27 protein-coding genes are annotated in these 26,152 nt (G+C 38.9%); 22 read left to right on the top strand and 5 right to left on the bottom strand.

What is annotated here, in order from left to right; all coding sequences use genetic code 11:
* Window positions 1-167: 167 nt before the first annotated feature.
* From purE to IGL42_RS07200, 13 genes are all read left to right on the top strand, one after another.
* A complete protein-coding gene (gene purE / locus IGL42_RS07260; protein WP_010710283.1) occupies window positions 168-656 on the top strand; it encodes a 5-(carboxyamino)imidazole ribonucleotide mutase in 489 nt (162 codons plus the stop codon).
* Window positions 649-1,773 carry a 5-(carboxyamino)imidazole ribonucleotide synthase gene (gene purK / locus IGL42_RS07255; RefSeq protein ID WP_010710284.1) on the top strand — a complete coding sequence of 375 codons (1,125 nt, stop codon included), beginning with the start codon at window positions 649-651 and terminating at the stop codon, window positions 1,771-1,773. Before purE ends, purK begins: the two co-directional genes overlap by 8 nt.
* A 151-nt stretch (window positions 1,774-1,924) precedes the next feature.
* Window positions 1,925-2,638: a phosphoribosylaminoimidazolesuccinocarboxamide synthase gene (gene purC, locus IGL42_RS07250; protein WP_002408881.1), complete on the top strand. Its 714-nt coding sequence runs from the start codon at window positions 1,925-1,927 to the stop codon at window positions 2,636-2,638.
* A 13-nt stretch (window positions 2,639-2,651) separates the two neighbouring features.
* Window positions 2,652-2,903: a phosphoribosylformylglycinamidine synthase subunit PurS gene (purS, locus tag IGL42_RS07245; RefSeq protein WP_002357271.1), complete on the top strand. Its 252-nt coding sequence runs from the start codon at window positions 2,652-2,654 to the stop codon at window positions 2,901-2,903.
* Window positions 2,904-3,578, top strand: a complete 675-nt coding sequence (gene purQ, locus IGL42_RS07240; RefSeq protein WP_002357272.1) for a phosphoribosylformylglycinamidine synthase subunit PurQ — start codon at window positions 2,904-2,906, stop codon at window positions 3,576-3,578.
* A complete protein-coding gene (gene purL / locus IGL42_RS07235; protein WP_010710285.1) occupies window positions 3,575-5,794 on the top strand; it encodes a phosphoribosylformylglycinamidine synthase subunit PurL in 2,220 nt (739 codons plus the stop codon). Before purQ ends, purL begins: the two co-directional genes overlap by 4 nt.
* Complete coding sequence (gene purF / locus IGL42_RS07230) at window positions 5,770-7,209, top strand: amidophosphoribosyltransferase (RefSeq protein ID WP_002394511.1); 1,440 nt, start codon at window positions 5,770-5,772, stop codon at window positions 7,207-7,209. The genes purL and purF overlap by 25 nt, the downstream gene beginning before the upstream one ends.
* A gap of 1 nt (window position 7,210) precedes the next feature.
* Window positions 7,211-8,242: a phosphoribosylformylglycinamidine cyclo-ligase gene (purM, locus tag IGL42_RS07225; RefSeq protein WP_002357275.1), complete on the top strand. Its 1,032-nt coding sequence runs from the start codon at window positions 7,211-7,213 to the stop codon at window positions 8,240-8,242.
* A complete protein-coding gene (gene purN / locus IGL42_RS07220; RefSeq protein WP_002357276.1) occupies window positions 8,239-8,811 on the top strand; it encodes a phosphoribosylglycinamide formyltransferase in 573 nt (190 codons plus the stop codon). The genes purM and purN overlap by 4 nt, the downstream gene beginning before the upstream one ends.
* Window positions 8,763-10,349 (top strand): bifunctional phosphoribosylaminoimidazolecarboxamide formyltransferase/IMP cyclohydrolase, encoded by a 1,587-nt coding sequence (gene purH / locus IGL42_RS07215; protein ID WP_002385864.1) that lies wholly within the window; start codon window positions 8,763-8,765, stop codon window positions 10,347-10,349. The genes purN and purH overlap by 49 nt, the downstream gene beginning before the upstream one ends.
* 18 nt (window positions 10,350-10,367) lie before the next feature.
* A complete protein-coding gene (gene purD, locus IGL42_RS07210) occupies window positions 10,368-11,615 on the top strand; it encodes a phosphoribosylamine--glycine ligase (RefSeq protein ID WP_002357279.1) in 1,248 nt (415 codons plus the stop codon).
* 127 nt (window positions 11,616-11,742) lie between these two features.
* On the top strand, window positions 11,743-12,072 hold the full coding sequence (locus tag IGL42_RS07205) for a DUF1648 domain-containing protein (protein WP_002357280.1): 330 nt from the start codon (window positions 11,743-11,745) through the stop codon (window positions 12,070-12,072).
* Window positions 12,073-12,092: 20 nt separating this feature from the next.
* On the top strand, window positions 12,093-12,806 hold the full coding sequence (locus IGL42_RS07200) for a hypothetical protein (protein WP_010710286.1): 714 nt from the start codon (window positions 12,093-12,095) through the stop codon (window positions 12,804-12,806).
* A gap of 39 nt (window positions 12,807-12,845) precedes the next feature.
* On the opposite strand, the gene IGL42_RS07195 is transcribed toward IGL42_RS07200, so the two are convergent.
* From IGL42_RS07195 to IGL42_RS07180, 4 genes are all read right to left on the bottom strand, one after another.
* Entirely contained in the window at window positions 12,846-13,367 is a 522-nt protein-coding gene (locus IGL42_RS07195; RefSeq protein WP_002364076.1) for a QueT transporter family protein, read from the bottom strand.
* 145 nt (window positions 13,368-13,512) lie between these two features.
* Window positions 13,513-14,298 carry a 3-oxoacyl-ACP reductase gene (locus IGL42_RS07190; protein WP_002398350.1) on the bottom strand — a complete coding sequence of 262 codons (786 nt, stop codon included), beginning with the start codon at window positions 14,296-14,298 and terminating at the stop codon, window positions 13,513-13,515.
* Window positions 14,299-14,360: 62 nt separating this feature from the next.
* Window positions 14,361-14,594 (bottom strand): DUF2829 domain-containing protein, encoded by a 234-nt coding sequence (locus IGL42_RS07185; protein WP_002357284.1) that lies wholly within the window; start codon window positions 14,592-14,594, stop codon window positions 14,361-14,363.
* Window positions 14,584-15,318: a YigZ family protein gene (locus IGL42_RS07180; RefSeq protein WP_025191816.1), complete on the bottom strand. Its 735-nt coding sequence runs from the start codon at window positions 15,316-15,318 to the stop codon at window positions 14,584-14,586. The genes IGL42_RS07185 and IGL42_RS07180 overlap by 11 nt, the downstream gene beginning before the upstream one ends.
* Before the next feature lie 69 nt (window positions 15,319-15,387).
* On the opposite strand from IGL42_RS07180, the gene IGL42_RS07175 reads away from it, so the two are divergent.
* Both IGL42_RS07175 and IGL42_RS07170 read left to right on the top strand, forming a co-directional pair.
* Window positions 15,388-15,675, top strand: coding sequence for a DUF7662 domain-containing protein (locus IGL42_RS07175; RefSeq protein ID WP_002357286.1), 288 nt, complete (start codon window positions 15,388-15,390; stop codon window positions 15,673-15,675).
* A 120-nt stretch (window positions 15,676-15,795) separates the two neighbouring features.
* Window positions 15,796-16,131 (top strand): PTS sugar transporter subunit IIB, encoded by a 336-nt coding sequence (locus tag IGL42_RS07170; protein ID WP_002364074.1) that lies wholly within the window; start codon window positions 15,796-15,798, stop codon window positions 16,129-16,131.
* 324 nt (window positions 16,132-16,455) lie between these two features.
* Here IGL42_RS07170 and IGL42_RS07165 read toward each other — a convergent pair whose 3' ends face one another.
* Complete coding sequence (locus IGL42_RS07165; protein WP_010710290.1) at window positions 16,456-17,172, bottom strand: AAA family ATPase; 717 nt, start codon at window positions 17,170-17,172, stop codon at window positions 16,456-16,458.
* Between the two features lie 271 nt (window positions 17,173-17,443).
* Between IGL42_RS07165 and IGL42_RS07160 the strand changes: the two genes are divergently transcribed.
* From IGL42_RS07160 to ftsX, 7 genes are all read left to right on the top strand, one after another.
* The gene (locus IGL42_RS07160; RefSeq protein WP_002391282.1) at window positions 17,444-18,760 is read left to right on the top strand and encodes a DEAD/DEAH box helicase; all 1,317 of its coding nucleotides are present in this window, start codon (window positions 17,444-17,446) and stop codon (window positions 18,758-18,760) included.
* The gene (locus tag IGL42_RS07155; RefSeq protein WP_002394508.1) at window positions 18,750-19,436 is read left to right on the top strand and encodes a ComF family protein; all 687 of its coding nucleotides are present in this window, start codon (window positions 18,750-18,752) and stop codon (window positions 19,434-19,436) included. Before IGL42_RS07160 ends, IGL42_RS07155 begins: the two co-directional genes overlap by 11 nt.
* A gap of 138 nt (window positions 19,437-19,574) precedes the next feature.
* A complete protein-coding gene (gene hpf, locus IGL42_RS07150; RefSeq protein WP_002357293.1) occupies window positions 19,575-20,126 on the top strand; it encodes a ribosome hibernation-promoting factor, HPF/YfiA family in 552 nt (183 codons plus the stop codon).
* A gap of 255 nt (window positions 20,127-20,381) precedes the next feature.
* Window positions 20,382-22,919, top strand: coding sequence for a preprotein translocase subunit SecA (secA, locus tag IGL42_RS07145; protein WP_002381826.1), 2,538 nt, complete (start codon window positions 20,382-20,384; stop codon window positions 22,917-22,919).
* A gap of 76 nt (window positions 22,920-22,995) precedes the next feature.
* Window positions 22,996-24,097 (top strand): peptide chain release factor 2 gene (gene prfB / locus IGL42_RS07140; protein ID WP_111997025.1). Its coding sequence is split into 2 segments (ribosomal slippage): window positions 22,996-23,067 and window positions 23,069-24,097, totalling 1,101 coding nucleotides; the frame shifts between segments, so codons are not numbered across the junction.
* 105 nt (window positions 24,098-24,202) lie between these two features.
* A complete protein-coding gene (ftsE, locus tag IGL42_RS07135; protein WP_002361935.1) occupies window positions 24,203-24,889 on the top strand; it encodes a cell division ATP-binding protein FtsE in 687 nt (228 codons plus the stop codon).
* Window positions 24,882-25,766 (top strand): permease-like cell division protein FtsX, encoded by an 885-nt coding sequence (gene ftsX / locus IGL42_RS07130; RefSeq protein WP_002360154.1) that lies wholly within the window; start codon window positions 24,882-24,884, stop codon window positions 25,764-25,766. The genes ftsE and ftsX overlap by 8 nt, the downstream gene beginning before the upstream one ends.
* Window positions 25,767-26,152: the final 386 nt, after the last annotated feature.

The raw sequence follows: 26,152 nt of genomic DNA, 5'->3' as shown, positions 1-26,152 counted from the left end.
AACAACATTAAAAATATCAAAAAAAGAGTCATCTTTCCGATGACTCTTTTTTTGATAAAGACGAACATTATATAATTTTAATCTATAATATTTCGGTTTTTCTTTGACATCTCTTTTTCTCATTGTTAGAATAACAGTGAAAAAAGGCGGAAGGAGTTATTACATTCATGAAACCATTAGTCGCTGTGATTATGGGAAGTACCTCAGACTGGGCAACGATGAAAGCTGCTTGTCTTGTGTTGGAAGAGTTGGGAATTCCTTATGAAAAACGAGTGATATCAGCACATAGGACCCCTGATTTGATGTTTCGTTTTGCAGAGGAATCACGAACAAAAGGATTGAAGGTTATTATTGCTGGCGCAGGCGGAGCGGCTCATTTACCAGGAATGGTGGCTGCAAAGACAACCTTACCTGTCATTGGTGTTCCAGTTAAAACACGAACATTAAACGGTGTTGATTCACTGTTGTCTATTGTGCAGATGCCAGGGGGAGTTCCTGTAGCAACAACTGCGATTGGCTCAGCAGGTGCTACCAATGCCGGGTTATTAGCTGCAGAAATACTAAGTATTGATGATTTACAGTTAGCAGAAAGAATCCAAACAAGACGACAATCAGTGGAAAAAGCGGTTATGGAAAGTGGGGAACAACTTGAATAAACCTTTAAAAGTCGGAGCAACTATTGGCATTATAGGTGGGGGACAGTTAGGGCGAATGCTAGTCATGAGTGGTAAAAAAATGGGTTTCCAAATGATTGTGTTGGACCCGACGCTCAATAGTCCAGCTGGTCAAGTAGCTGACCGTCAAATTGTGGCAGCCTTTGATCAGATATCTGCTTTAACTGAACTAGCAGAGTTATGCGATGTGATCACCTATGAATTTGAAAATATTGAAGTGGCCTCCCTAGAAAAGGCCATTCCACTAGAAAAGTTGCCACAAGGAACAGAATTGTTAAAAATTACTCAAAATCGATTGCTTGAAAAAACGTTTCTTCAATCGATTGGCTGTAAGATTGCCCCTTTTGCGGAAGTGAAAAGTCAGAAAGAGCTGCCACAAGCAACAGAAAAGATTGGTTTTCCATGTGTCTTAAAAACTATTCAAGGTGGATACGATGGAAAAGGACAGGTCGTCTTAAAATGCGAAGAGGATTTCTCCCAAGCGACTAAATTATTAGCTAACGCCACTTGTGAATTAGAAAAGTGGGTGCCTTTCACTAAAGAACTTTCAATCATCGTTGCAGGGAATAAGCATGGTTACCAAAGCTTTCCTGCATCTGAAAACATTCATCGAAAGAATATCTTGCATGAATCAATTGTGCCCGCTCGAATTTCTGAGAATGTGCAACAAAAAGCAGCGGAATTGGCGCAACACATTGCTGAGGAATTAAATTTATCTGGGGTTTTAGCTATCGAACTGTTTTTAACGGATTCAGAAGAGTTGTACGTCAATGAATTAGCGCCACGGCCTCATAACTCAGGTCATTACTCTATTGAAGCTTGCTCATTTAGTCAATTTGATGCGCATATTCGAGGGATTAGCAATTGGGGCATTGGGTTACCCCAGTTACTTCAACCAGTAGTTATGGTGAATCTCTTAGGCGAACACTTAGAAAAAAGCTACAAGTTATGCACGTCAAAACCCACTTGGCAAGTCCATTACTATGGAAAAGCCGAATCAAAAGTTGGCAGAAAAATGGGCCACGTCACCATTACAACACCTTGCTTATCAGAAACGTTAAAGGAAATTGAGACTGTTGGTATTTGGAACGTAACTTAATAAATGCTTGCTCCAAGCAAGTTTTTTATTTTTACATTCGACAAACACGAACGATTATTGTTTTTTTGTAACTAATGTAAGTTTTTAACTGATGTAAATCAGCTGGCTTAGAAAGAATAGGGTTCATGAAGCTAACGAGAAGAGGGAAAGAATGGAAAAGAAAGCACTTGTGTATACAGGAAAAGCGAAGAAGTTGTATCAAACAGAAAATGCAGCGGTTCTTTTTGTGGAATATCTTGATCAAGCAACAGCTTTAAATGGTCAAAAAAAAGACAAAGTTCTTGGGAAAGGCGCTTTAAATAATCAAATCACTAGTCTAATTTTTGAACATTTACAGCAACAGAAGATTCCCAATCATTTTATCAAAAAAGTATCTGAACACGAACAATTAATTCAGGCCGTAGAAATGATTCCTTTGGAAGTTGTCGTACGTAATTATGCGGCAGGAAGTTTTTCAAAGCGTTTAGCGATTGAAGAGGGCACTAAATTAGTGACGCCCATTATTGAATTTTATTACAAAGAAGATCGTCTGGATGATCCTTTTATTAACGAAGACCATATTCAATTTCTAAAAGTAGCCACTCCTGCTGAAATTGTGGAGATCAAAACATTGGCTTTACAAATTAATCAGGCGCTTAGTCAACTCTTTCAACGCCTCAATATTTGTTTGATCGATTTTAAAATCGAGATTGGTCGGACGAAGGCCAATCAATTGTTACTGGCAGATGAAATTTCTCCAGACACCTGTCGTTTATGGGATTTAAACACAAACGAACATCTGGATAAAGATGTTTATCGCCGTGAATTAGGAGAAATAGTTCCTGTATATGAAGAAGTTTTACAACGTTTACTAACAGCTAATTGAGGAGGAAGCGCGTATGTATTTTGTCAAAGTCTATGTTACGTATAAAGAATCAATTTTGGATCCCCAAGGTGAAGCGGTTAAGGAAGCAGTCCATCGGCTTGGTTTTACAGAAGTAGCCGAAATCCGTGTCGGTAAGTATTTTGAAATGCACGTCCAGCAGACAGAAGCAATTGAAGAGAAAATTGAACAAATTTGTGATCAACTATTAGCCAATGTAAATATGGAATCCTATCGTTTTGAAATTTTATCTTTGGAGGAAATTTAAATGAAATTGGCAGTGATTGTTTTTCCAGGATCTAATTGTGATGCAGACTTATTGTGGGCTGTCAAAGAGGTGATGGGCGTCGATGCAGAATTTGTCCGACACGATGCCACTTCTTTAGCAAAATTTGATGGCGTATTGTTGCCTGGTGGTTTTTCTTATGGCGATTACTTACGTTGTGGTGCAATTGCTCGGTTTTCGCCAATTATCAATGAGGTGATTCGCTTTGCTACAGAAGGCAAAATGGTTTTTGGTACTTGTAATGGCTTTCAAATTTTAACAGAAATTGGCTTACTTCCTGGCACGTTGCTAAGAAATGATTCGCTTCGTTTTATTTGTAAAAGTGTCCCATTGAAAGTGAATACGCACACAAAGTTTACAAGCGAGTATCCTGAAAATGTTTCGATACATTTACCAGTAGCACATGGCGAAGGGAATTACTATTGTGATGAAAAAACGTTGCAAGAGCTGAAAGAAAAGAACCAAATTGTTTTTACGTATCAAGAAAAGGTGAACGGTAGTCTTGCGAATATTGCTGGTATTTGTAATGAACAGGGCAATGTTCTAGGAATGATGCCTCATCCGGAACGAGCGATGGAAGAATTGTTAGGTTCAACAGATGGACGCAGCTTTTTTGCTTCAATCATTAAAAACTTTGGAAAGGAATTAAGCCAATGATGAATGAACCAACACCAAAAGAAATCAAGGAGACACGGTTGTATGCAGAATGGGGACTAACAGATGAAGAATATCATCAGATTGAGACCATTTTGCAAAGAGAACCTAATTATACAGAAACTGGCTTATTCTCCGTGATGTGGAGTGAACATTGCTCTTACAAAAATTCCAAGCCCGTTTTAAAAAAGTTTCCGACGGAAGGGCCACAAGTGCTTCAAGGCCCTGGTGAAGGAGCTGGGATTGTCGATATTGGTGACGGATTAGCTGTTGTTTTTAAAGCAGAGAGCCATAATCATCCTTCTGCAGTAGAACCTTACGAAGGAGCAGCTACAGGCGTTGGTGGAATTATTCGCGATATTTTCAGTATGGGGGCGCGGCCGATTGCTTTACTGGATTCGCTAAGATTTGGCGAACTGACGGATGCACGAACACGTTATTTGTTTCAAGAAGTTGTGGCGGGGATTAGCGGTTATGGAAATTGTATTGGTATTCCAACCGTTGGCGGCGAAATTGCTTTTGAGCCATGTTATCAAGGAAACCCACTTGTCAATGCTATGTGTGTGGGATTGATTCGTCATGATGAGATTCAAAAAGGCCAAGCAAAAGGCGTCGGAAATAGTATTCTTTACGTAGGTGCGAAAACAGGACGAGATGGAATTCATGGTGCGACCTTTGCTTCAGAAGAATTTAGTGAAGGTGAAGAACAGCAACGATCTGCGGTACAAGTAGGTGATCCGTTTATGGAAAAATTATTATTGGAAGCTTGTCTTGATTTAATTAAAAATCATCAAGATATTTTAATCGGCATCCAAGATATGGGGGCGGCTGGCTTGGTTTCTTCAAGTGCTGAAATGGCATCAAAAGCAGGTTCAGGCTTGATTCTAGAGCTGGATAAAGTTCCACAGAGAGAGACGCAGATGAGCCCCTATGAAATGCTCTTGTCTGAGTCCCAAGAGCGGATGTTAATCTGTGTGGAAAAAGGAGCAGAACAGCAAGTTTGTGAATTGTTTCAAACGTATGACTTAGAAGCGGTAGCGATTGGATCCGTAACGGATGATGGACAGTATCGTGTCTTTCACGGTGGCAAAATAGTCGCAGATGTACCAGTAGATGCTTTGGCAGAAGAAGCCCCTGTCTACCAGAAAGCCTATCAAGAACCAGAACGGATGCGTACTTTTAAAAAATTAGCGCCCTTCATTCCAGAAATTACGAATAGTACGGAATTATTAAAACGCCTATTGCAACAGCCAACGATTGCATCAAAAAAATCAGTTTACGAAACCTATGATAGTCAAGTACAAACGAATACAGTGGTGCAACCAGGAAGTGATGCAGCTGTTTTAAGAGTGCGGGGCACCAATAAAGCCTTAGCGATGACGACAGATTGTAATAGCCGTTATTTGTATTTAAATCCTGAAATAGGTGGGCAAATTGCGGTTGCAGAAGCAGCCCGTAATATTGTAGCAAGTGGAGCACAACCTTTGGCTATCACTGATTGTTTGAATTATGGTTCCCCTGATAAACCAGAAAGTTTTTGGGAATTATGGACGTCAGCGGATGGAATCGCCGCAGCCTGCCGTCAGCTAGGAACACCCGTGATTTCAGGGAACGTCTCTCTTTACAATGAAACAGATGGTCAAGCCATTTATCCAACGCCAATGATCGGCATGGTGGGCGTGATTGAAGATGTTTCACAAATTACCACACAAGCGTTTAAACAAGTGGATGACTTAATTTATCTCATCGGTGAAACCCACGCAGATTTTAACGGCTCAGAAATTCAAAAAATGCAACTGGGTCGAATTGAAGGGCAATTACGCTCATTTGATTTAAAAGAGGAAAAAGCAAACCAAGAATTAGTTTTAAAAGCAATTCAAGCAGGCCTAGTTGCTAGCGCGCATGATTGCGCTGAAGGCGGCGTTGCCGTTGCTTTAGCCGAGTCGGCTTTTGCTAACGAACTGGGGTTACAGGTGACACTGCCATTAAAAAAAGAATATCTATTTGCGGAGACGCAATCCCGTTTTATTCTTTCAGTTAGTCCCCAGCATCAAGAAGCATTTGAAACACTTATCGGAAGAAAAGCTCAACATATTGGGAAAGTGACTGAAACTGGTTTGGTCATTCATGCGTTAGATGATGTGATCAATTGCTCAACAAAAGAAGCCAAAGCCTTATGGGAGGATGCGATTCCATGTCTTATGAAGCAAAAAGCTTAAATGAAGAGTGTGGTATTTTCGGTATTTGGGGTCATCCTGATGCGGCACAAGTGACCTATTTTGGCTTACACAGCTTGCAGCATCGAGGCCAAGAAGGCGCGGGAATTGTGGCGAACAATTCTGGGAAATTAGATGGCCACCGTGATTTAGGTTTGTTAGCAGAAGTATTCCAAAAGCAAGAACAACTGAATGCGTTAGAAGGAACGGCGGCTATTGGTCATGTACGCTATGCAACCGCTGGTACGGGTAGCGTGGATAATATTCAGCCATTTTTATTTAAATTTTATGATAGTCAAATTGGGTTAGCACACAATGGCAATTTGACAAATGCCAAGCGTTTACGAAAACAACTAGAAAGAGAAGGCGCTATTTTTCATTCCAATTCAGACACTGAAATTTTAATGCACTTGATTCGAAAAAGCACTGCTGCCTCGTTTCTCGATAAACTAAAAGAGAGCTTGAATTTGGTTAAGGGTGGCTTTGCTTATCTTTTATTAACAGAAACGATGATGATTGCTGCACTGGATCCCAACGGCTTTCGCCCTCTCTCCATCGGACAAATGAACAATGGGGCGTACGTTGTGGCATCCGAAACGTGTGCATTAGAAACAGTTGGGGCTCGCTTTATTCAAGATGTGGCGCCTGGTGAAGTAGTCATCATTTCTGATGAAGGCTTGAAAATAGAGGTTTTCACTACGGAAGTCCAACCGGCAATTTGTGCAATGGAATATATTTATTTTGCACGGCCAGATTCAAATATTGCTGGAGTTAATGTGCATACAGCTCGTAAAAGGATGGGGAAGAACTTGGCAATCGAAAGTCCAGTCGCAGCTGATATGGTAATTGGGGTACCGAACTCGTCATTGTCTGCAGCTAGCGGCTATGCAGAAGAAGCACAGATACCTTACGAACTAGGTTTAGTAAAAAATCAATATGTCGCTCGAACGTTCATCCAGCCGACACAAGAATTAAGAGAACAAGGTGTCCGTATGAAACTATCAGCAGTTCGTGGCGTGGTCAAAGGAAAAAAAGTCGTTTTAGTAGATGATTCGATTGTTCGCGGGACCACTATTCGGCGCATTATCCATTTATTAAAAGAAGCAGAAGCGCAAGAAGTTCATGTCAGAATTGCTTCACCACCATTAAAATATCCGTGTTTTTATGGCATTGATATACAGACGCGGGACGAACTAATTGCGGCAAACTATTCAATTGAAGAAATCAAAGAGCAGATTGGCGCAGATTCGCTGGCTTTTTTGAGTGAAGCAGGGCTGATTGATGGGATTCAATTAAATTACGATGCTCCTTATTCTGGGCTGTGTATGGCTTACTTTAATGGAGACTATCCAACGCCTTTGTATGATTATGAAGAACAATATCAAGCATCCTTGAAAAAAGAAACTAGGAGGAATTGACATGGAAAATGCCTATTCAAAAGCTGGCGTAAATGTTGAGGCAGGATACGAAGTAGTGGAACGAATTCAAAAGCATAGCCAAAAGACACAACGGACGGGAACGTTGGGCATGCTTGGTGGTTTTGGTGGTTGTTTTGATTTAAGTAGTTACAAGCTTAAAGAACCAGTTTTGGTATCAGGAACGGATGGCGTAGGCACAAAGTTACTCTTGGCAATTGAAGAACAGAAACACGAGACAATCGGAATTGATTGTGTAGCAATGTGTGTCAATGATGTCGTCGCACAAGGCGCCGAACCGTTATATTTTTTAGATTATTTAGCGTTAGGGACCGTTAATCCAGCTAAAGTTGAAGCAATTGTTGCGGGTGTTGCGACTGGCTGTTGTGAGGCGAATGCAGCCTTAATTGGGGGCGAAACAGCTGAAATGCCTGATATGTATGAAGCAGATGCTTATGACGTGGCTGGTTTTGCCGTGGGTATTGCTGAGAAAAGTCAACTCTTGACTCCAAGTAACGTAAAAGAAGGCGATTTCTTGATTGGTCTTCCTTCAAGTGGTCTTCATTCTAATGGTTACTCTTTAGTAAGAAATGTTTTTTTTAAGAAACATTCGTTTAAAACAACGGACAAGCTTCCAGAATTGGCACCCAAAACGTTAGGGGAAGAATTATTAACACCAACAAAAATTTATGTGAAGGAATTATTGCCATTGTTAAAAGCAGGACTCGTGCATGGGGCTGCGCATATTACTGGCGGCGGGTTTTTAGAAAATCTACCAAGAATGTTTTCTTCCTCATTAGCTGCAGAGATTCAATTAAATAGTTGGCCAGTGCTACCAATTTTTAAATTGATTCAAAAATACGGTGAAATTCCACCTGAAGAAATGTATGAAATTTTCAATATGGGCTTAGGGATGATTTTAGCGGTGAGTCCAGAGCATGTTGAAAAAGTTCAGGAGCTTTTGCCAGAAGCTTTTGAAATTGGTCGTTTGGTACCTAGGAAAACGAAAGCCGTTATTTTTAAGGAAGCCTTATGAAGATAGCTGTTTTTGCATCTGGCAATGGTAGCAATTTTGAGGCGATTGCTGCAGCTTTTTCCCAGAAAAAAATCGCAGGGCAGTTGAGCTTAGTCTTTTGTGACCAGCCTGAAGCCTATGTATTGACCCGTGCCAAAAAACGCAAGATTCCCGTTGTTTGCTTTTCACCATCTGATTTTCCATCTCGTGGGCAGTATGAAGAACAAGTATTGAAACATTTAAAAGAGCATCAGATCGATTTAATCGTGTTAGCTGGTTATTTGAGAATTATCGGCAAGACTTTACTGGAGGCTTATCCAAAGAGAATCGTCAATATTCATCCTTCTCTGTTACCTAGTTTTCCAGGTCTTCACGGAATTGAAGAGGCATTTCATTATGGAGTGAAAATAACAGGAATCACTATCCATTATGTTGACTCTGGGGTTGATACAGGACCGATTATTTTCCAAACAACCACCAAGATTGATACTGAAGATACATTGGACACATTAGCAGAGAAAATTCATGCTCTTGAGCACGAATGGTACCCAAAAATAATTTCACAAATTGTAAAGGAGACAATGAAATGACCAAAAGAGCATTGATTAGCGTTTCAGACAAAACAGGAGTGACAACATTTGCAGCAGGCTTAGTTGCAAATGGCTTTGAAATTATCTCCACTGGGGGTACAAGGGGTGTCTTAGAAGAAGCGGGGGTACCGACACTTGCTATTGACGACATCACTGGCTTTCCAGAAATGTTAGATGGTCGTGTCAAAACGTTACATCCGAATATCCATGGCGGACTTTTGGCAAAAAGGGGAAACCAAGCGCATCAAAAAGCACTGACTGAACAAGGCATTCAATTTATTGACCTTGTAGTAGTGAATCTTTATCCATTTAAAGAAACAATTTTAAAACCAGCGATCTCTGAAGCAGAAGCGATTGAAATGATTGATATTGGCGGTCCTAGCATGTTACGTTCAGCGGCAAAAAATTATCAAGACGTAACAGCAGTGGTTGATCCTAGTGATTATGAACAGGTATTAAGTGAAATTAGCAGCACTGGAACTAGCCAGTTAGCCACTAGAAAAAGATTAGCAGCAAAAGTCTTTCGTCATACCGCTGCTTATGACGCGCTTATCGCTGACTATTTAACGACGCAAGTGGGTGAATCTGAACCAGAGAAACAGACGCTTACTTATGAACGTAAGCAAACATTGCGCTATGGCGAAAATAGCCATCAACAGGCCACCTTTTATCAATCCGTTGTACCTGTATCATTATCCGTTGCTTCCGCTCGACAACTTCATGGCAAAGAACTGTCATATAACAATATTCGAGATGCTGATGCAGCACTCCGGATTGCTAGCGAGTTTACAGAACCTACGGTCGTCGCTGTTAAACATATGAACCCATGTGGAATTGGAACAGGAAAAACGATTTTGGCAGCCTATCGTCAGGCATTTGAAGCAGATCCAGTTTCAATTTTTGGTGGCATTGTTGTTTTGAATCGTCCAGTGGACCAAGCGACTGCGGCTGAAATGCATCAAATCTTTTTAGAGATAATTATTGCGCCTAGTTTTGAGGAAGAAGCTTTGGCACTGTTATCTCAGAAAAAGAATCTTCGTTTGTTAACGTTAGATTTTCATGCTCAAGAAAAAAAAGCGGTGGAATTAGTTTCTGTTATGGGCGGGTTATTAATTCAAGAACAGGATACAGTTGTTGAAAATGACCAAGCATGGCAAGTTGTTACAGAGCGCCAACCCACACCAGCTGAAAGAGACGCATTGAACTTTGCTTGGAAAGCAGTCAAGCATGTAAAATCAAACGCTATTGTTTTAGCCAATGAAAGCCAAACGGTGGGGATTGGTGCTGGTCAAATGAATCGAATTGGGTCAGTAAAAATTGCAGTTGATCAAGCCCAAGCAGCTGGAAAATTACAAGGGGCCGTCTTAGCAAGTGATGCCTTTTTCCCCATGGCAGATAGCGTGGAATATGCTGCACAACATGGCATTCAAGCAATTATTCAGCCAGGCGGGAGCATTAAAGACCAAGCATCAATTGATCTAGCGAATCATTATGGTATTGCGATGATTTTTACTGGGACTCGTCATTTCAAACATTAATTTTTAAAGGAGAAACCGATGAATATATTAGTGATTGGGCGTGGTGGTCGTGAACATGCAATCGCCAAAAAATTACAGCGAGAAGACAAAGTCAAGACTGTTTATTGTGCACCAGGTAATCCTGGTATGAGTGGTGATAATATTCGGACCGTACCTATCAGTGAAGAGCAGCAAACGGAACTAATTCAATTTGCGAAGGATAATCAGATTGATTGGACATTCGTCGGACCAGAAACGCCATTAATTGAAGGGATTGTAGATGCCTTTCAAGCAGCGGGATTACTGATTTTTGGCCCGACAAAAGCAGCTGCAATAATTGAAGGTTCAAAAAGTTTTGCGAAAGATTTTATGCAAAAATACCAGATTCCAACGGCGGAATATCGGGTCTTTCGACGTTTGGCACCTGCCTTAGAATATATTGAACAGCAAGGAGTACCAATTGTTATTAAGGCGGATGGTTTGGCAGCTGGAAAAGGAGTAGTAGTTGCCGAAACAAAAACAGCCGCAAAACGGGCGCTAGTTGCGATGATGGAGGATCAACAATTTGGAGTAAGCGGTCAAACGGTTGTAATCGAAGAATTTTTGCAAGGAGAAGAATTTTCCTTAATGGCTTTTGTTTCTAATGAGAAGGTATATCCGATGGTGATTGCTCAAGATCATAAGCGGATTTTCGATGGGGATGCTGGTCCGAATACAGGGGGGATGGGTGCTTACACACCAGTGCCTCAGATCCCAGAAGAAGCGGTTCAGCAAGCCATTAGCCAAGTCCTGAAACCGACTGCTAAAGGAATGGTGGCTGAAAAACGTCCGTTTCAAGGGATTTTATATGCTGGTTTAATCCAAACAGCAACTGGCCCCAAGGTTATTGAATTTAATGCTCGATTTGGGGATCCAGAAACACAAGTTGTGTTGGCACGTTTAGAGAGTCCCCTTTCAGAAATAATTTCTTCATTGCTGGTGAAAGAGCAACCAACGATTGCATGGAATGAGTTAGCGAGTGTTGGTGTTGTTGTAGCAGCAGAAGGCTATCCTAATCAATACAAGACAAATCTACCATTGCCAGAAATGTCTGGTGAAACCATCTATTATGCAGGGGTAACTCGTTCAGAACAGGCTCTGGTTTCGGCTGGCGGACGAATCTTTTTAGCAGAAGCAACTGCTTCGACTCTTGAAGAAGCCCGCAAAAAAGTTTATCAAACATTGGATAATTACTCATTTCCTGGAATGTACTATCGAAAAGATATAGGTGTGAAAGGCTTGATTTAAGGTTTTTAAAAACAGAGGCAAGGACATTTAATCGAATGTTTCCTTGTCTTTTTTTTATTGCAAATTCAGATAGGGAGGCATAAACTGAAAGTATATCTATCATTAAATAGAGGAGAAAACTAAGATAATGAGAAACAAGCAGATTGAAAAAGTTAGTCAACGGTTGTTTATTGTTACAAGTGTCTTGGCAGTCAGTTTACTGTTATTAAGTGTGGTGGTTTATCCTGATTTACCAGCTCATGTGCCCATTCATGTGAATTTTTTGGGCGAGGGTAATTCGTTTGGCCCAAGATCTAGTATATTTATGTGGCCAGCGGTCCTGTTTGGCTTGAGTATTTATCAACGAAGTTATCAATCAGTACAACCATATGGCAGATGGCTGAAGGTATTATTAATCATTGTTAATCTTGGCGCTTTGTTTAGTATTCTGCGTCTATTTATTCATTTGTTGGTTTGAAGGGGTCGAAAGGTGAGAGAATGAGAAAGTTAATTTTGGTTTTTGTGGGCTGTGCCATGGCCTTTTGTTTATGGCCTAATCAAGCGGCGGCTGTAGCTGGTGGCTATGGCGGCGGACGTGTAGAAAGTCCTAGCGGAGGTAATCCCTCGAATGGTTTTTCGCCAAGCGGTGATGGATCAAGAAGTTATGTTCATCATAACGAGACCGGGACCAGCAACACAACGCCACTGGAAGGCTTAATTTCAACAGTGTTTTTTGTTCTTTTTGGGGGCGCGATGATTTGGCAAAGACGCCGTAGAAATCAACCAGTCGATGAAGGTGCTTTTCAAGAAATGTGGGCAGCATTACCTGGAACATCAAAAGAAAAAAAGGCACTCTTAAAAGAAATACAACAAGCGTGGGATCAAGAAAATTTGTCTGTAGTCAAAGATAACTATACAGAAAAACTTTATCAAAAACATCTTGCAGTATTACAAGCAAATCAACAAGCGGGCATCAGAAATCATGTAAAAAAAGTGAAAGTAGCGCCAGCTTCGAATTATCATCCTATTAGTGAAACCAGTTTTTCACTGATGCTTCATTTTTCTTGTATTGACTACGAGGAAGATACTCAAAGCGGTCGTGTTTTATCGGGATACAAGCATCAAAAACAATATTTTTCACAACTTTGGTATTTTGATTACAATCCATCTCTTGGAAAATGGCAAGCAGACTTCATTCAACCTAAAGGATAGTGCTAAAAAGCGCTTGGGGTTTAAACCCCAAGCGCTTTTTTATTCTTCGATGCGTTTTACAAGCTGTATTTTTTTATTTAATACGTAAATCAGAATACCGCCGACGGTCATTGAAAGAAGTTCACCAAGTCCAACGGTCAACCATGTGTACCAAAAAGGTAACTGATAAAAGAACGTTAAGGGTCCGGCGACAGTGAACATGGACAAAGCAAAAAGAATGGCCGTCAGCATTAGTTTAATCAATAAATTTTGCTGATTTTTTGTCGCAAAATAGGCAATCCATAAGACTGCGCACGTTCCAGCGCTACCGATGACTATATCGATGATACCAAGAGGCGAAGCGGCGTTGGCAATCGCAACCCCTAACGTAATGGACCAGATATATCGCTTGTTAAAAACGCCTAAATAATTAAATAATTCGGCAAGACGAAGCTGTATCGGACCAAAACTAAGCGGAGCGAGAAGTACAGTGACAACGACATACAAAGCGGTAACCAGCGCCATTTTAGCCAAAGCCGTAGCTGACCACGTACTGGTTTGTGGATTTGATGAATGATTCATTTAAGATTCTCCTTTATAAAACAACGACGTGTTTTAGTGATAACCATAACCAAAGGAAGGGCAGCAAAGCCAACTGAAGTGTTATGGTGTGAGTTGCCTCACTGTGTTACATGTTACTGAAGAACAGACACTCTGTAAAGTCTTTTTATTTCATGGTCCAACCACCATCAATGGTCATAACTGTGCCATGGATATAATCAGCGTCATCACTAGCTAGAAATAATGAAAGTTTTGCTACCTCTTGTGGCTGTGCCCAACGGCCCGCGGGTGTTTCACGTGCTACCCAAGTAGCCATTTCACCTTCTCCTGCAAAATCAGCTGCGTTCATGGGTGTTTGGATGGCACCTGGCGCAATCGCATTTGCTCGAATGCCTAATTTGGCATAATCGTAGGAAAGTTGTTTTGTATACCCGATGATTGCGTGTTTAGAGGCAGTGTACGCTGCGCCGCCGCCCCCAGCTACTAAGCCAGCGATAGATGCCATGTTAACGATTACTCCTTTTTTTTGTTGGAGGAAATAAGGTAATAGAGCATTGGTCACTAAAAAGACACTTTTTAAATTGGTTGCTAAAATTTGATCCCATAAAGCTTCCGAAGTTTCTAGAGAAGGACGATAATCATCTAAAATACCTGCCGTATTTAATAAAATATCAATTTGGCCGTTGTCTTTCACAATTTGTTTCATCGTGGCTTGCACAAATGAGGGAGAAGACACATCACCGACAAAATAAGTAAATGGCTTAGTAGAATCTAGGTTAACCAGTGCGGCTGTCTGCTTTAACCCCGTTTCGTCTAGGTCGATGCCAATAACTTCAGCACCTTGCTCAGCAAAGGCAATTGCTTGTGCTTGGCCAATCCCTGAAGCTGCACCGGTTACAAGCACCCGTTTTGTTTCAAATTCTTTTGGCATAAGAAAAACTCCTTTAAACATTTAAAAATTAAGGTCTGGAAGAACGAGCAATCGCCGTAATCTGCCAGACCTTATGTGTGTAGTTATGCTTCAACAATCACCCAATCTTCTGCTAAGACATCACAAGGTGTTGGTGAAAACATGCTGTAGCCTTCATCAGAAGTTTTGATTAAAAAATACGGGGTAACTTGTAAAAATTCACCTTCGGAGGTGCCAATTTCATCACGTAATTCAATAAAAAGTTCAAAACCGCTCCAGCCTTTACGTACGGCTTTTTTTCCTGCTTTAATCTGTGGCAATACTTCTTCAAATGTCATTTGCTTGTGCTCCTTTTTCGTTAAATGGTAGTTCGTGATAGCTTGTTGCGCCTTTTTCAATTGTCAACTGGCCGTTAAGTAGATCCGTCATTTCAGCTATAAATGTTTCTGTTGCTTGTTCATCTACTAAACAAATTAACTGAATAGACTCTGTGTAAATAGTTTCTTTAAGCGTGTAGGGACTATGTTCCAAAAAGGCTTGGACTTTTCCTAATAAAGGATAGGCGATCGTAATCAATAGTTCTTGTTGTAATTTGCCAATGACTAAACCAATTTCATCTAAAGTGTGGGAAAGAGCATGACTATATGCTCGGATTAAACCACCAGTGCCTAATTTTATTCCGCCAAAATAACGAGTGACAACAGCCACTACGTTGATTAACTCTTTTTTCTTTAAGACTTCCAGCATTGGAACACCAGCAGTGCCACTAGGTTCGCCGTCATCGCTGCTCCGCTGAATGTCATTTTTTTCGCCGATCACAAAAGCACTACAATTATGATTGGCTTTCCAATGTTCTTTTTTTATTGCGGCGATAAAGGCTTTTGCTTCTTCTTCTGATGTTACGCGCTTTACAGAACAGATAAACCGCGATTTCTTGATTTCAATCTCGCTGAAACCATCTTGTTTGACTGTAATATAGCTTTCTAACATATGGGTATCCTTTTCTCTCGTAATAAAGTCAGTATAAAAAAGAATCAACTGAATAGCAACTTTTTCTCTCATCTTTTTTGTGAGATTTTTGGAAAAAAACGTTATAATAAGGTATGATAGAGAAAAGGGAGGCGCTGGAAAATGGTACATACACGACAGAAAAAATATGATACAATTACTCATTATTTGAAAACGAATGGCGGTTCCCAAGTTACTTTGACCTTTACTCAGTTTGATGAATTGTTATTCCCTCATTCTGGTTTACCAAAAACTGCTAAGACAGATGTCGATTGGTGGGCAAACGATTATAAGCATCCAGAAAAGGGCGCTTATGGTTGGTTGAATGCGAGTTATCAAGTAGTTCAAGTGAATTTGGAAAAAGAATATGTGGTATTTAATAAATTACTGAAATCAGCATGGTACGTTTAAACCAAGATTGTATCCGCTTTAAAAAACAAGAATGATTGACAAAAATTAACTTTACACTATAATATTTTTAATAGATAATGTTGAAAATTGAAAAAGGCAATGGTAAAAGGGGCTGTTAAAATGTCAAAAAAAACAATTATGTTAGTTTGCTCCGCAGGAATGAGTACTAGTTTACTTGTTACAAAAATGCAAAAAGCAGCATTTAATCAAGGCTTAGATGCCCATATATTTGCGGCTTCTGCATCGGAAGCAGACACAAATTTAGAAAATAATCCAGTCGATGTGTTATTGTTAGGTCCACAAGTTCGTTATATGAAGAGTGATTTTGAAAAGCGTCTATCACCAAAAGGTATCCCAACAGATGTCATTAGCATGTCTGATTACGGCTTAATGAACGGGGAAAAAGTGTTGGAACAAGCCTTGGATTTGTTAGCACAAGCAGATAAAAAAGAGTAAAAACAAGTTGTTTTTTCGAGAATCTTCGAAAAAGCAACTTGTCTTTTTTTATGACTTTAGTTAATTGGAATTGAGCTGAAGCAGTCATTCTGGTTTATCAGTTCCATAAATTATAGAGCCGAAATTAGTCCTGTGAGCTAGAGAAAGACAACTGTCTTTAATTTTTTACTTTAATCTAGATACTAAAAAAACATACTTAACAATCTATTTTCTGAATAATGAACGCCTTTTTCCGTAGTCTGAAAGTAGTAATTCAAAGAATGATTAACAATATTATTATATACAAGTCATTACAGTATGGCATAAGCAATTCGAATAACAGACTTATTCAGCAAATAAATGAGAGAGAATTCTGTTTTTGTTGTTTAAAAATAATGAGGTTATTTCATAAGGCATACTTTCTTCATACGTGATTTCTAAAGGACTATCTTTATCAAAAGAAATAATTTGTGAGTCAGGCATTGCAAGTAATATAGGTGAATGAGAGACAATAATAAACTGAGACCCCTCATCAATTAGTTTTTTTATAGATATCATTAAGGCTAGTTGGCGTTGAGGTGAGAGAGCCGCTTCAGGTTCATCTAACAGGTACAGACCATTTCCTCTAAACCGATGGTTCACCAGATTCAAAAAACTTTCGCCGTGTGATTGATGATGTAGGGATTTATCGCCATATTCAGAAAAATCTAAGTCTATATTTTCTGCATATGTAGCAACATTGTAGAAACTTTCAGCTCTTAAAAAGAAGCCATCCGTAGCACGCTTTACACTTTTTCCAACAGTTAAATAATTATGTAAATCCAAGTGAGTATCGTTTGTAGAGAAATTAAAATTAATACTACCGCCTTCAGGATTAAATCCCCAATTGACTGCGATTGCTTCTAATAAAGTGGATTTTCCAGTTCCATTTTCACCTGAAAAAAAAGTAATAGGTTTTTTAAAATTTAGTGAATTAAATTTATTCAGCCCTTCAATTTTTGAAAAAACAGAATCTTCTTCAAAAGCTTTGAGTTCTAGTCTTTTTAAAAAAATATTTTCCATGATAAAGCTTGCTCCTCTCTAGTCTTTTCAAATTAAAGCTTGAATTACTAGATATACTTTAACATTAATTTTTCTTTAAAGGTAGATAAATTTGTTATAAAAAATCTGCATATAGGTAAGTCGAAAGTGGAAGATTCGTGTAAACAATAAAGCGTATCAAGAGTTTGTTTAGTAGGTAACGACTAGATAAGAATAGAAAGATAACGGTGGGAGATTTCCTTTTTCGCAAAAAAGCTAGAGAAATGCGTATTTTATAAATGAGGTGGTTAACATGGAAGATTTGCATGGACGTAAAATAATTATTGAAGAAACAGAACGTTCAATACAGACAAAACTGGTTTATTTACCAACAATGTTAGAGCGTTCACCCCTAACAATTCAATGTCAGCGGTGCGGGGAAGTCGTATCCAAAAAAGAAAACAGACTGGCGACAAATGTATACTACTGTCATGCATGCATTCAATTAGGCCGTGTGACTTCTTGTCAAAAATTTTGTCATTTACCAGAAAGGCCCAATAGCCCAAGAACTGTCTTTTTTGAGTGGTCTGGACAATTAACAAAGGGACAGCAAGCGATCTCGGTTGAACTTTGTGAGACAGCAAAAATAAGAGAGAATCGCTTAGTGTGGGCAGTTACAGGTGCAGGCAAAACAGAAATGTTATTTGCTGTTTTACACCAAACCTTACAAGAAGGGGGGCGGATTGCGCTGGCTTCGCCGCGTGTCGATGTTTGCTTAGAACTGTTTCCCAGAATCCAAGCGGTTTTTCCTCATGAAGCAATTGCTTTACTTCATGGAAACAGTCAAGAACCGTATCGTTATACGAAACTAGTGATTTGCACCACCCATCAATTATTGAAATTCCATCAAGCATTTGATTTACTTATCGTTGATGAAGTCGACTCTTTTCCTTTTGTTAATAACGAGCATCTTTATTATGGAGTGCGTAACGCACGAAAAAAAAGAAGTAGCTTGGTGTACTTAACAGCAACGCCTACGAAAGAATTGCGGAAGCTTTTACAGCAAAAGAAGTTAGCAGCCAGTATTTTGCCAGCAAGATATCACCGTAGGCCATTACCTGTGCCACGCCGATTTTGGGTTCAGTCGTGGCAACGTCTTTCTAGCAAAAATATTAAAATCATTGCACATCATTTGAAACGTTTATTGGTGCGTAATTCAGTTTTACTATTTTGCCCAAGCATTTCATTAATTCACCAATTGCATGCATTAATAGCTGAGCGATTTTCCGACAAAGAAGTTGTCGCCGTTTATGGTAGTGATGAGCTTCGCCTGGAAAAAGTTCAAGCAATGCGTCAGCAGAAAACGGATATTTTGATCACTACAACCATTTTAGAACGTGGTGTGACTTTTGATGCAGTCTCAGTTATTGTTTATGGTGCCAATCATCGAGTCTTCACTTCTTCAACACTTGTCCAAATTGCGGGCCGAGTCGATCGAAGACAAGAATTCAATTACGGCGAAGTTTTATTTTTACATGATGGGGAAACAAGAGACATGAAAGAGGCAATTCGGCAAATAAAGCAAATGAATCGCTTGGCTAGCAAACGAGGGATGTTAGATGGATTGTAAAAATTGCGCAAGCCCCATTCGTTTGGAGATAACATTAAAAATGCTCTTACGTTTTAACAAATGGATGAGCCCTTCACTTTGCCAGCACTGCCAAGCAAAGTTCCAGAAACTGCCAATGACAGGCACTTGTTTTGGTTGTAGTCGCGTCAGCCAAGAGCATTATTGTTTTGATTGTCAAAGGTGGCAGCTGCTTTATCCAGAGTATTCTTTTCATAATGCAGCGTTGTTTCATTATGATGAAGGAATGCAAGAGTGGATGGAACGCTATAAATTTCAAGGAGACTATCGCTTAAGAATGTGTTTTAACGAGGAAATCAACTTTTACTTTCAGCAACAATCTGCGGACTATATTATTCCGGTGCCCTTATCCGAAAAGCGAATGCAAGAACGAGGCTTCAACCAAGTAATTGGCTTACTAGAAGCGGCTGATGTTCCGTACAGCCCTTTTTTAATTAGAAAAGAGGAAAATGTTCCGCAATCTAAGAAAACTAGAAAGGAAAGGATGCAGTTGCAACAACCATTTGCCATCCAAAAAGAAAACCAAAAAAAATTAAAAAATTGTTCTGTTATTTTGGTGGATGACATCTATACCACTGGACGAACTCTTTTCCACGCAGCTGCTGTTATCAATGACTGTTATCCTAAAAGTTTGAATACGTTTACTCTCGCGCGGTAAAAAGAAAAGAATTCATAAATTTGATGACTATTTTGTTGGCAAAACCCAGATTATTCGATATAATGAAATTAAGAAGAAGGGAATTAAAGAGTGGTCCTTTAATCTTTTCTTTACTGGTAGATGAAAGGGGTAATTGTTATGTTTAGATATAATGTACGTGGAGAAAATATCGAGGTAACCGAAGCGATTCGAGACTATGTTGAGAAAAAAGTCGGTAAATTAGAAAGATATTTCAGCGATTCACCTGAAGCAACGGTTCACGTGAATTTGAAAGTGTACACTGAAAAAACAGCCAAAGTCGAGGTTACTATTCCTCTTCCTTATCTAGTTTTACGAGCTGAAGAAACGTCACCTGATTTATACGCAAGTATTGATTTGGTTGTCGATAAATTAGAACGACAAATTCGTAAATTTAAAACAAAAATCAACAGAAAATCTCGTGAAACAGGACGTAACAATACAAAAGCCGCTGTCTTCTTAGTTGGTGAAGAAACAGAAGAAACACCTTCAGAATTAGACATCGTTCGTACAAAACGTCTATCATTAAAACCGATGGACAGTGAAGAAGCTGTTTTACAAATGAACATGTTAGGACACAACTTCTTCATTTTTGAAGATGCTGAAACAAATGGAACAAGCATTGTTTACCGTCGTAAAGATGGCAAATATGGCTTGATTGAAACAGACTAAAGCTTAAAATAAGAGCTGAAATGCCTTCGTGCATTTCAGCTCTTTAAACATCTTTAAAGCACGGAGTAAAGAAAAAATAAAGAAATACATAAAATAACTTTAAAAGTTCCTCTTTTAAAGGAAAATGTCTGTAAAATAGAGAGAAATGGTTTTCTTTCTCGTCAAGTAATGATAAAATAAAACGGATAGATTGTGCTTCTTGTACAAAAAGGATACAAAAATAAAAAGAGGTAATTGAAAGGAACACAGATACCAATGGCAAATTTTTTGAAAAAAATGATTGAAAACGATAAAAAAGAATTAAGACGATTAGAAAAAATCGCCGATAAAATTGATGCACATGCAAGTGCAATGGAACAACTAAGCGATGAACAATTACGTGAAAAAACAGATGAATTTAAAGCCCGTTATCAAAAAGGGGAAACCTTAGACGAACTATTACCAGAAGCGTTTGCGGTTGTCCGTGAAGCTGCTAAACGAGTACTAGGTTTATTCCCATACCGTGTCCAATTAATGGGTGGGATTGTGCTTCATGACGGGAACATCCCTGAAATGAGAACAGGTGAAGGGAAAACCTTGACTGCCACAATGCCTGTATACTTGAATGCACTATCTGGCGAAGGAGTACACGTTGTTACAGTTAATGAATACTTAGCAACCCGTGACTCTAACGAAATGGGAGAATTATATAATTTCTTAGGCTTAAGCGTTGGCTTAAACATTAACTCTAAATCTTCTGATGAAAAACGTGAAGCGTATAACTGTGATATCACTTATAGTACAAATAACGAATTAGGATTTGACTATTTGCGTGATAACATGGTTGTTTATCGCAGCCAAATGGTTCAACGTCCATTAAACTATGCAATTGTCGATGAAGTGGATTCAATCTTAATTGATGAAGCAAGAACCCCATTAATTATTTCTGGACAAGCTGAAAAATCGACAGCACTCTATACGCGTGCCGATAATTTTGTCAAACGCTTAAAAGAAGACGAAGATTACAAAATTGATATTCAGTCTAAAACAATTGGTTTAACAGAAGCAGGTATTGAAAAAGCTGAACAAACTTTCGGATTGGATAACCTTTACGATATTGAAAATACAGCATTAACGCACCATTTAGATCAAGCGTTACGGGCAAACTATATCATGTTATTAGACATTGATTACGTGGTTCAAGACAATAAAGTCTTAATTGTTGACCAATTTACTGGTCGTATCATGGATGGTCGTCGTTATTCTGATGGCTTGCATCAAGCGATTGAAGCAAAAGAAGGCGTCGAAATTGAAGATGAAACAAAAACAATGGCGACGATTACGTTCCAAAACTACTTCCGGATGTACAAAAAACTAGCCGGGATGACTGGTACTGCTAAAACAGAAGAAGAAGAATTCCGTGAAATTTACAATATTCAAGTCATTCAAATCCCAACCAATCGTCCAATTATCCGTGACGATCGTCCAGATTTACTTTATCCAACCTTAGAAAGTAAATTTAATGCAGTGGTGGAAGATATTAAAGAACGTTACCACAAAGGGCAACCAGTGTTGGTGGGGACTGTTGCGGTAGAAACGTCAGAATTACTTTCTGATAAATTAAACGCAGCTAAAATTCCTCATGAAGTATTAAATGCGAAAAATCACTTTAAAGAAGCCGAAATCATTATGAATGCCGGTCAAAAAGGCGCAGTTACAATTGCAACAAATATGGCTGGTCGTGGAACGGATATTAAACTTGGTTTAGGTGTACTTGAACTAGGTGGTCTAGCAGTTATCGGGACAGAACGTCATGAGTCACGTCGTATTGATAATCAGTTGCGTGGACGTGCAGGACGTCAAGGGGATCCAGGGGTTTCACAATTTTATTTATCTTTAGAAGATGACTTAATGAAACGCTTTGGTTCAGAACGAATTAAAACATTCTTAGAACGAATGAATGTGCAAGAAGAAGATGCAGTTATTCAAAGTAAAATGTTTACTCGCCAAGTAGAGTCTGCTCAAAAACGTGTGGAAGGAAATAACTATGACACACGTAAAAATGTCTTACAATACGATGACGTGATGCGCGAGCAACGTGAAGTTATTTATGCGCAACGACAAGAAGTAATTATGGAAGAAAATGACTTGTCTGATGTATTGATGGGCATGGTAAAACGGACGATTGGCCGAGTGGTGGATAGCCATACACAATTAGAAAAAGAAGAATGGAATTTAGATGGGATTGTCGATTTTGCAGCCTCAACACTTGTCCATGAAGATACGATTTCTAAAAAAGATTTAGAAAATAAATCAGCTGAAGAAATCAAAGACTACTTAGTGGCACGTGCGCAAGAAGTATTTGAAGAAAAATCTCAACAATTGAATGGCCAAGAACAATTGCTAGAATTTGAAAAAGTAGTCATCTTGCGTGTTGTCGATACTAAATGGACAGATCACATTGATGCAATGGATCAATTACGCCAATCTGTCGGCTTACGTGCGTACGGTCAAAACAACCCATTAGTAGAATATCAAACAGAAGGTTATTCTATGTATAACAATATGGTGGGTTCAATCGAATATGAAGTAACACGTTTATTCATGAAATCGGAAATTCGCCAAAATGTCCAACGTGAGCAAGTAGCTCAAGGACAAGCGGAACATCCAGAAACAGAACAAGATGCAGCTGCACAAAGCAACACAAGTGCGAAGCGTCAACCTGTGCGTGTAGATAAAAAAGTGGGCCGTAATGATTTATGCCCATGCGGAAGTGGCAAAAAATTCAAAAATTGTCATGGAAGAAACGCTTAATTAAAGAAAAAACGCAGGGTGGGGCAATTTGTCCCGCCTTTGCTCTTTTTACAATAAAGAGAAAGAAGGAATCATTTTGGAAAACCCAGAAATTCGTACATTATTAGACGAAATGACACAAAAAATTACTAGCTTCAGGAGGTCTCTTTGACTTAGACCAGTTAGAAGAAGACATTGCCGAGGCGGAAAATCGGATGGGAGAACCTGGTTTTTGGGACAACACAGAAACGGCTCAAAAGCTAATTAACGAAACCAATAGTTTGAAAGAAAAATATCAACAATTTCATCAGCTCTCTGAGGAACTTGACGAATTAACGGTGATGTTTGAATTACAACAAGAAGAATATGATGCAGAGATTCAAGAAGAATTAGAAGAAAGAATTCATCTCTTGCAAGAACGTTTAACAACGTATGAGCTATCCTTACTACTAAATGAGCCATATGATCATAATAACGCCCTAATTGAATTACACCCTGGTGCCGGTGGTACTGAATCACAAGATTGGGGAAGTATGCTTTTACGAATGTATACACGTTGGGCAGAAAGTCACGGTTTCCAAGTTGAAACGTTGGATTACCAAGCTGGAGATGAAGCAGGGATTAAAAGTGTCACCTTATTAATCAAAGGCTACAATGCTTATGGCTACCTAAAATCAGAAAAAGGTGTCCATCGTCTTGTGCGGATTTCGCCCTTTGATTCCGCTAAACGCCGTCATACTTCGTTTTGTTCAGTTGATGTAATGCCTGAATTAGACGACACAATAGAAATTGCGATCAATCCAGATGACTTAAAAATTGATACCTATCGAGCAAGTGGTGCTGGTGGTCAGCATATTAATAAAACAGAATCGGCTGTTCGAATCACACATATTCCAACAGGTACCGTTGTCGCAAGCCAAGCACAACGTTCTCAATTAAAAAACCGTGAGCAAGCAATGAGTATGTTAAAAGCCAAATTATATCAATTGGAAATGGAAAAGAAAGCTCAAGAAGCAGCAAGTTTACGTGGTGAACAAATGGAAATTGGCTGGGGCTCACAAATCCGTTCTTACGTGTTCCATCCGTATTCAATGGTCAAAGACCATCGGACAAATTACGAAACCGGCAATGTACAAGCTGTGATGGATGGAGACCTTGATGGTTTCATTGATGCCTACTTAAAACAGCGCTTAAGTTAAGCTCTTCATTAAATTGAAATAAAAATGTAACTTAATGCAAGAAGTTTGCAATATTCACATGTTATAATAAGTAGGATTGAAGAAAAAAGAGATGGAGAGAACGCCATGATTGAAATGAAAGATGTAATGAAGAAATATTCGAATGGTACAACAGCGATTCGAAATATTTCAGTAGAGATTGACCAAGGCGAGTTCGTCTATGTGGTTGGTCCCTCAGGTGCAGGGAAATCAACCTTTATTAGATTAATGTATCGTGAAGAAAAAGCAACAAAAGGTAATTTGACAGTTGCAGGTCATGATTTAATGAAAATAAAAAATAAAGAAGTTCCTTATTTACGTCGTGAAATCGGCATCGTTTTCCAAGACTATAAACTATTACCAAAGAAAACTGTGTATGAGAACGTGGCCTATGCGATGCAAGTTATCGGACGACGTCCTCGCGAAATCAAAAAACGCGTGATGGAAGTTTTAGATTTAGTCGGTCTAAAACATAAGGTACGTGTTTTTCCAAGCGAACTTTCTGGTGGGGAACAGCAACGGGTATCCATTGCACGAGCAATCGTAAATACACCGAAAGTTTTAATTGCCGATGAACCAACTGGGAACTTAGATCCAGAGAATTCATGGGAAATCATGAAATTGTTGGACCGGATTAACGCACAAGGAACAACAGTCGTGATGGCAACGCATAATAGTACAATTGTAAATACGATTCGTCACCGTGTTATTGCCATTGAAAATGGTCGCATTATCCGTGACCAAGTGGAAGGAGAATACGGCTACGATGATTAGAACATTCTTTTCTCATTTATTTGAAAGTATCAAAAGTTTAAAACGGAACGGTTGGATGACTGTTGCCTCAGCAAGTGCGGTTACAATTACATTAGTTTTAGTTGGTATTTTTATGGGCGTTATTTTTAATGCAACGAAACTTGCTGATGATGTCGAAAAAAACGTGACAGTGTCTGTTTTTGTCGATATTGGTACAAAACAAAATGAAATGAAAACATTAGAAAAACAACTTAAAGGATTAGACAATGTTGAAGATATTTCTTATTCAAACAAAGATCAACAATTGAAAAAAATCCAAGAACAAATGGGGGATGCCTGGAATCTTTTCGAAGGCGATAGTAACCCATTATACGATGTGTATTATGTCCGTGCGAAAACACCAGAAGACACGAAAGATATTGCGAAACAAGCAGCTAAATTCCCAAGTGTTTTTAAAGCCGATTATGGTGGTGTAAACTCAGACAAAATCTTTAAAATCGCTCAAACCGTTCGAACTTGGGGCTTAGCAGCTGCTGCATTACTTTTATTCGTTGCAGTGTTCTTAATTTCCAACACCATTCGGATTACGATTTTATCTCGTCAAAAAGAAATCCAAATTATGCGTCTTGTAGGAGCGAAAAACAGTTTCATTCGTTGGCCGTTCTTCTTAGAAGGTGCTTGGATTGGGTTGATTGGCGCAATCGTGCCAGTCATCATTATGACGTTAGGCTACCATCAAGTTTATAACATGTTTAACCCGCAGTTATTGCGTTCGAATTATTCATTAATTCGTCCAGAAGATTTTATCTGGAAAGTTAATCTATTAATGATTGCAACAGGAATGATTATTGGATCACTAGGTTCAGTTATTTCAATGCGTCGTTTCTTGAAAATTTAAAAAAGTATAATTTTGCGGACAAAAACCTTGCCATCTAAGTGATTTATCACATAGAGATTGCTAAGATGAGAGAAATGTTTTTGTTCAGTAGGCTATCTTAAAAGTTAAAAAATGACACATAAGTTGACTCGACTTATGTGTCATTTTTTAGTTAATAATCAACACACCAATCCATCGGAAAATCTGTAGTAGATTTTGTATACGGGAGGACCTATCTGATGGTAAAATTTATTGCCATATGCTTAAAACGTATATATTATTTAAGCATAAGCAGATAACCGTAGATTAAAATTGTGGAAATTGTTATTTTTTCTTTCTAAATCATGATAAATTAAAGGGGTAATAGTTATCATAAATTTCTGAAAATTATTTATTGAAAATTGTAT

It is taken from the genome of Enterococcus sp. DIV0712 (genome assembly GCF_050554855.1).
Classification (GTDB): Bacteria; Bacillota; Bacilli; order Lactobacillales; family Enterococcaceae; genus Enterococcus; species Enterococcus faecalis.
This window is presented reverse-complemented; position numbering and strand designations above follow the sequence as displayed.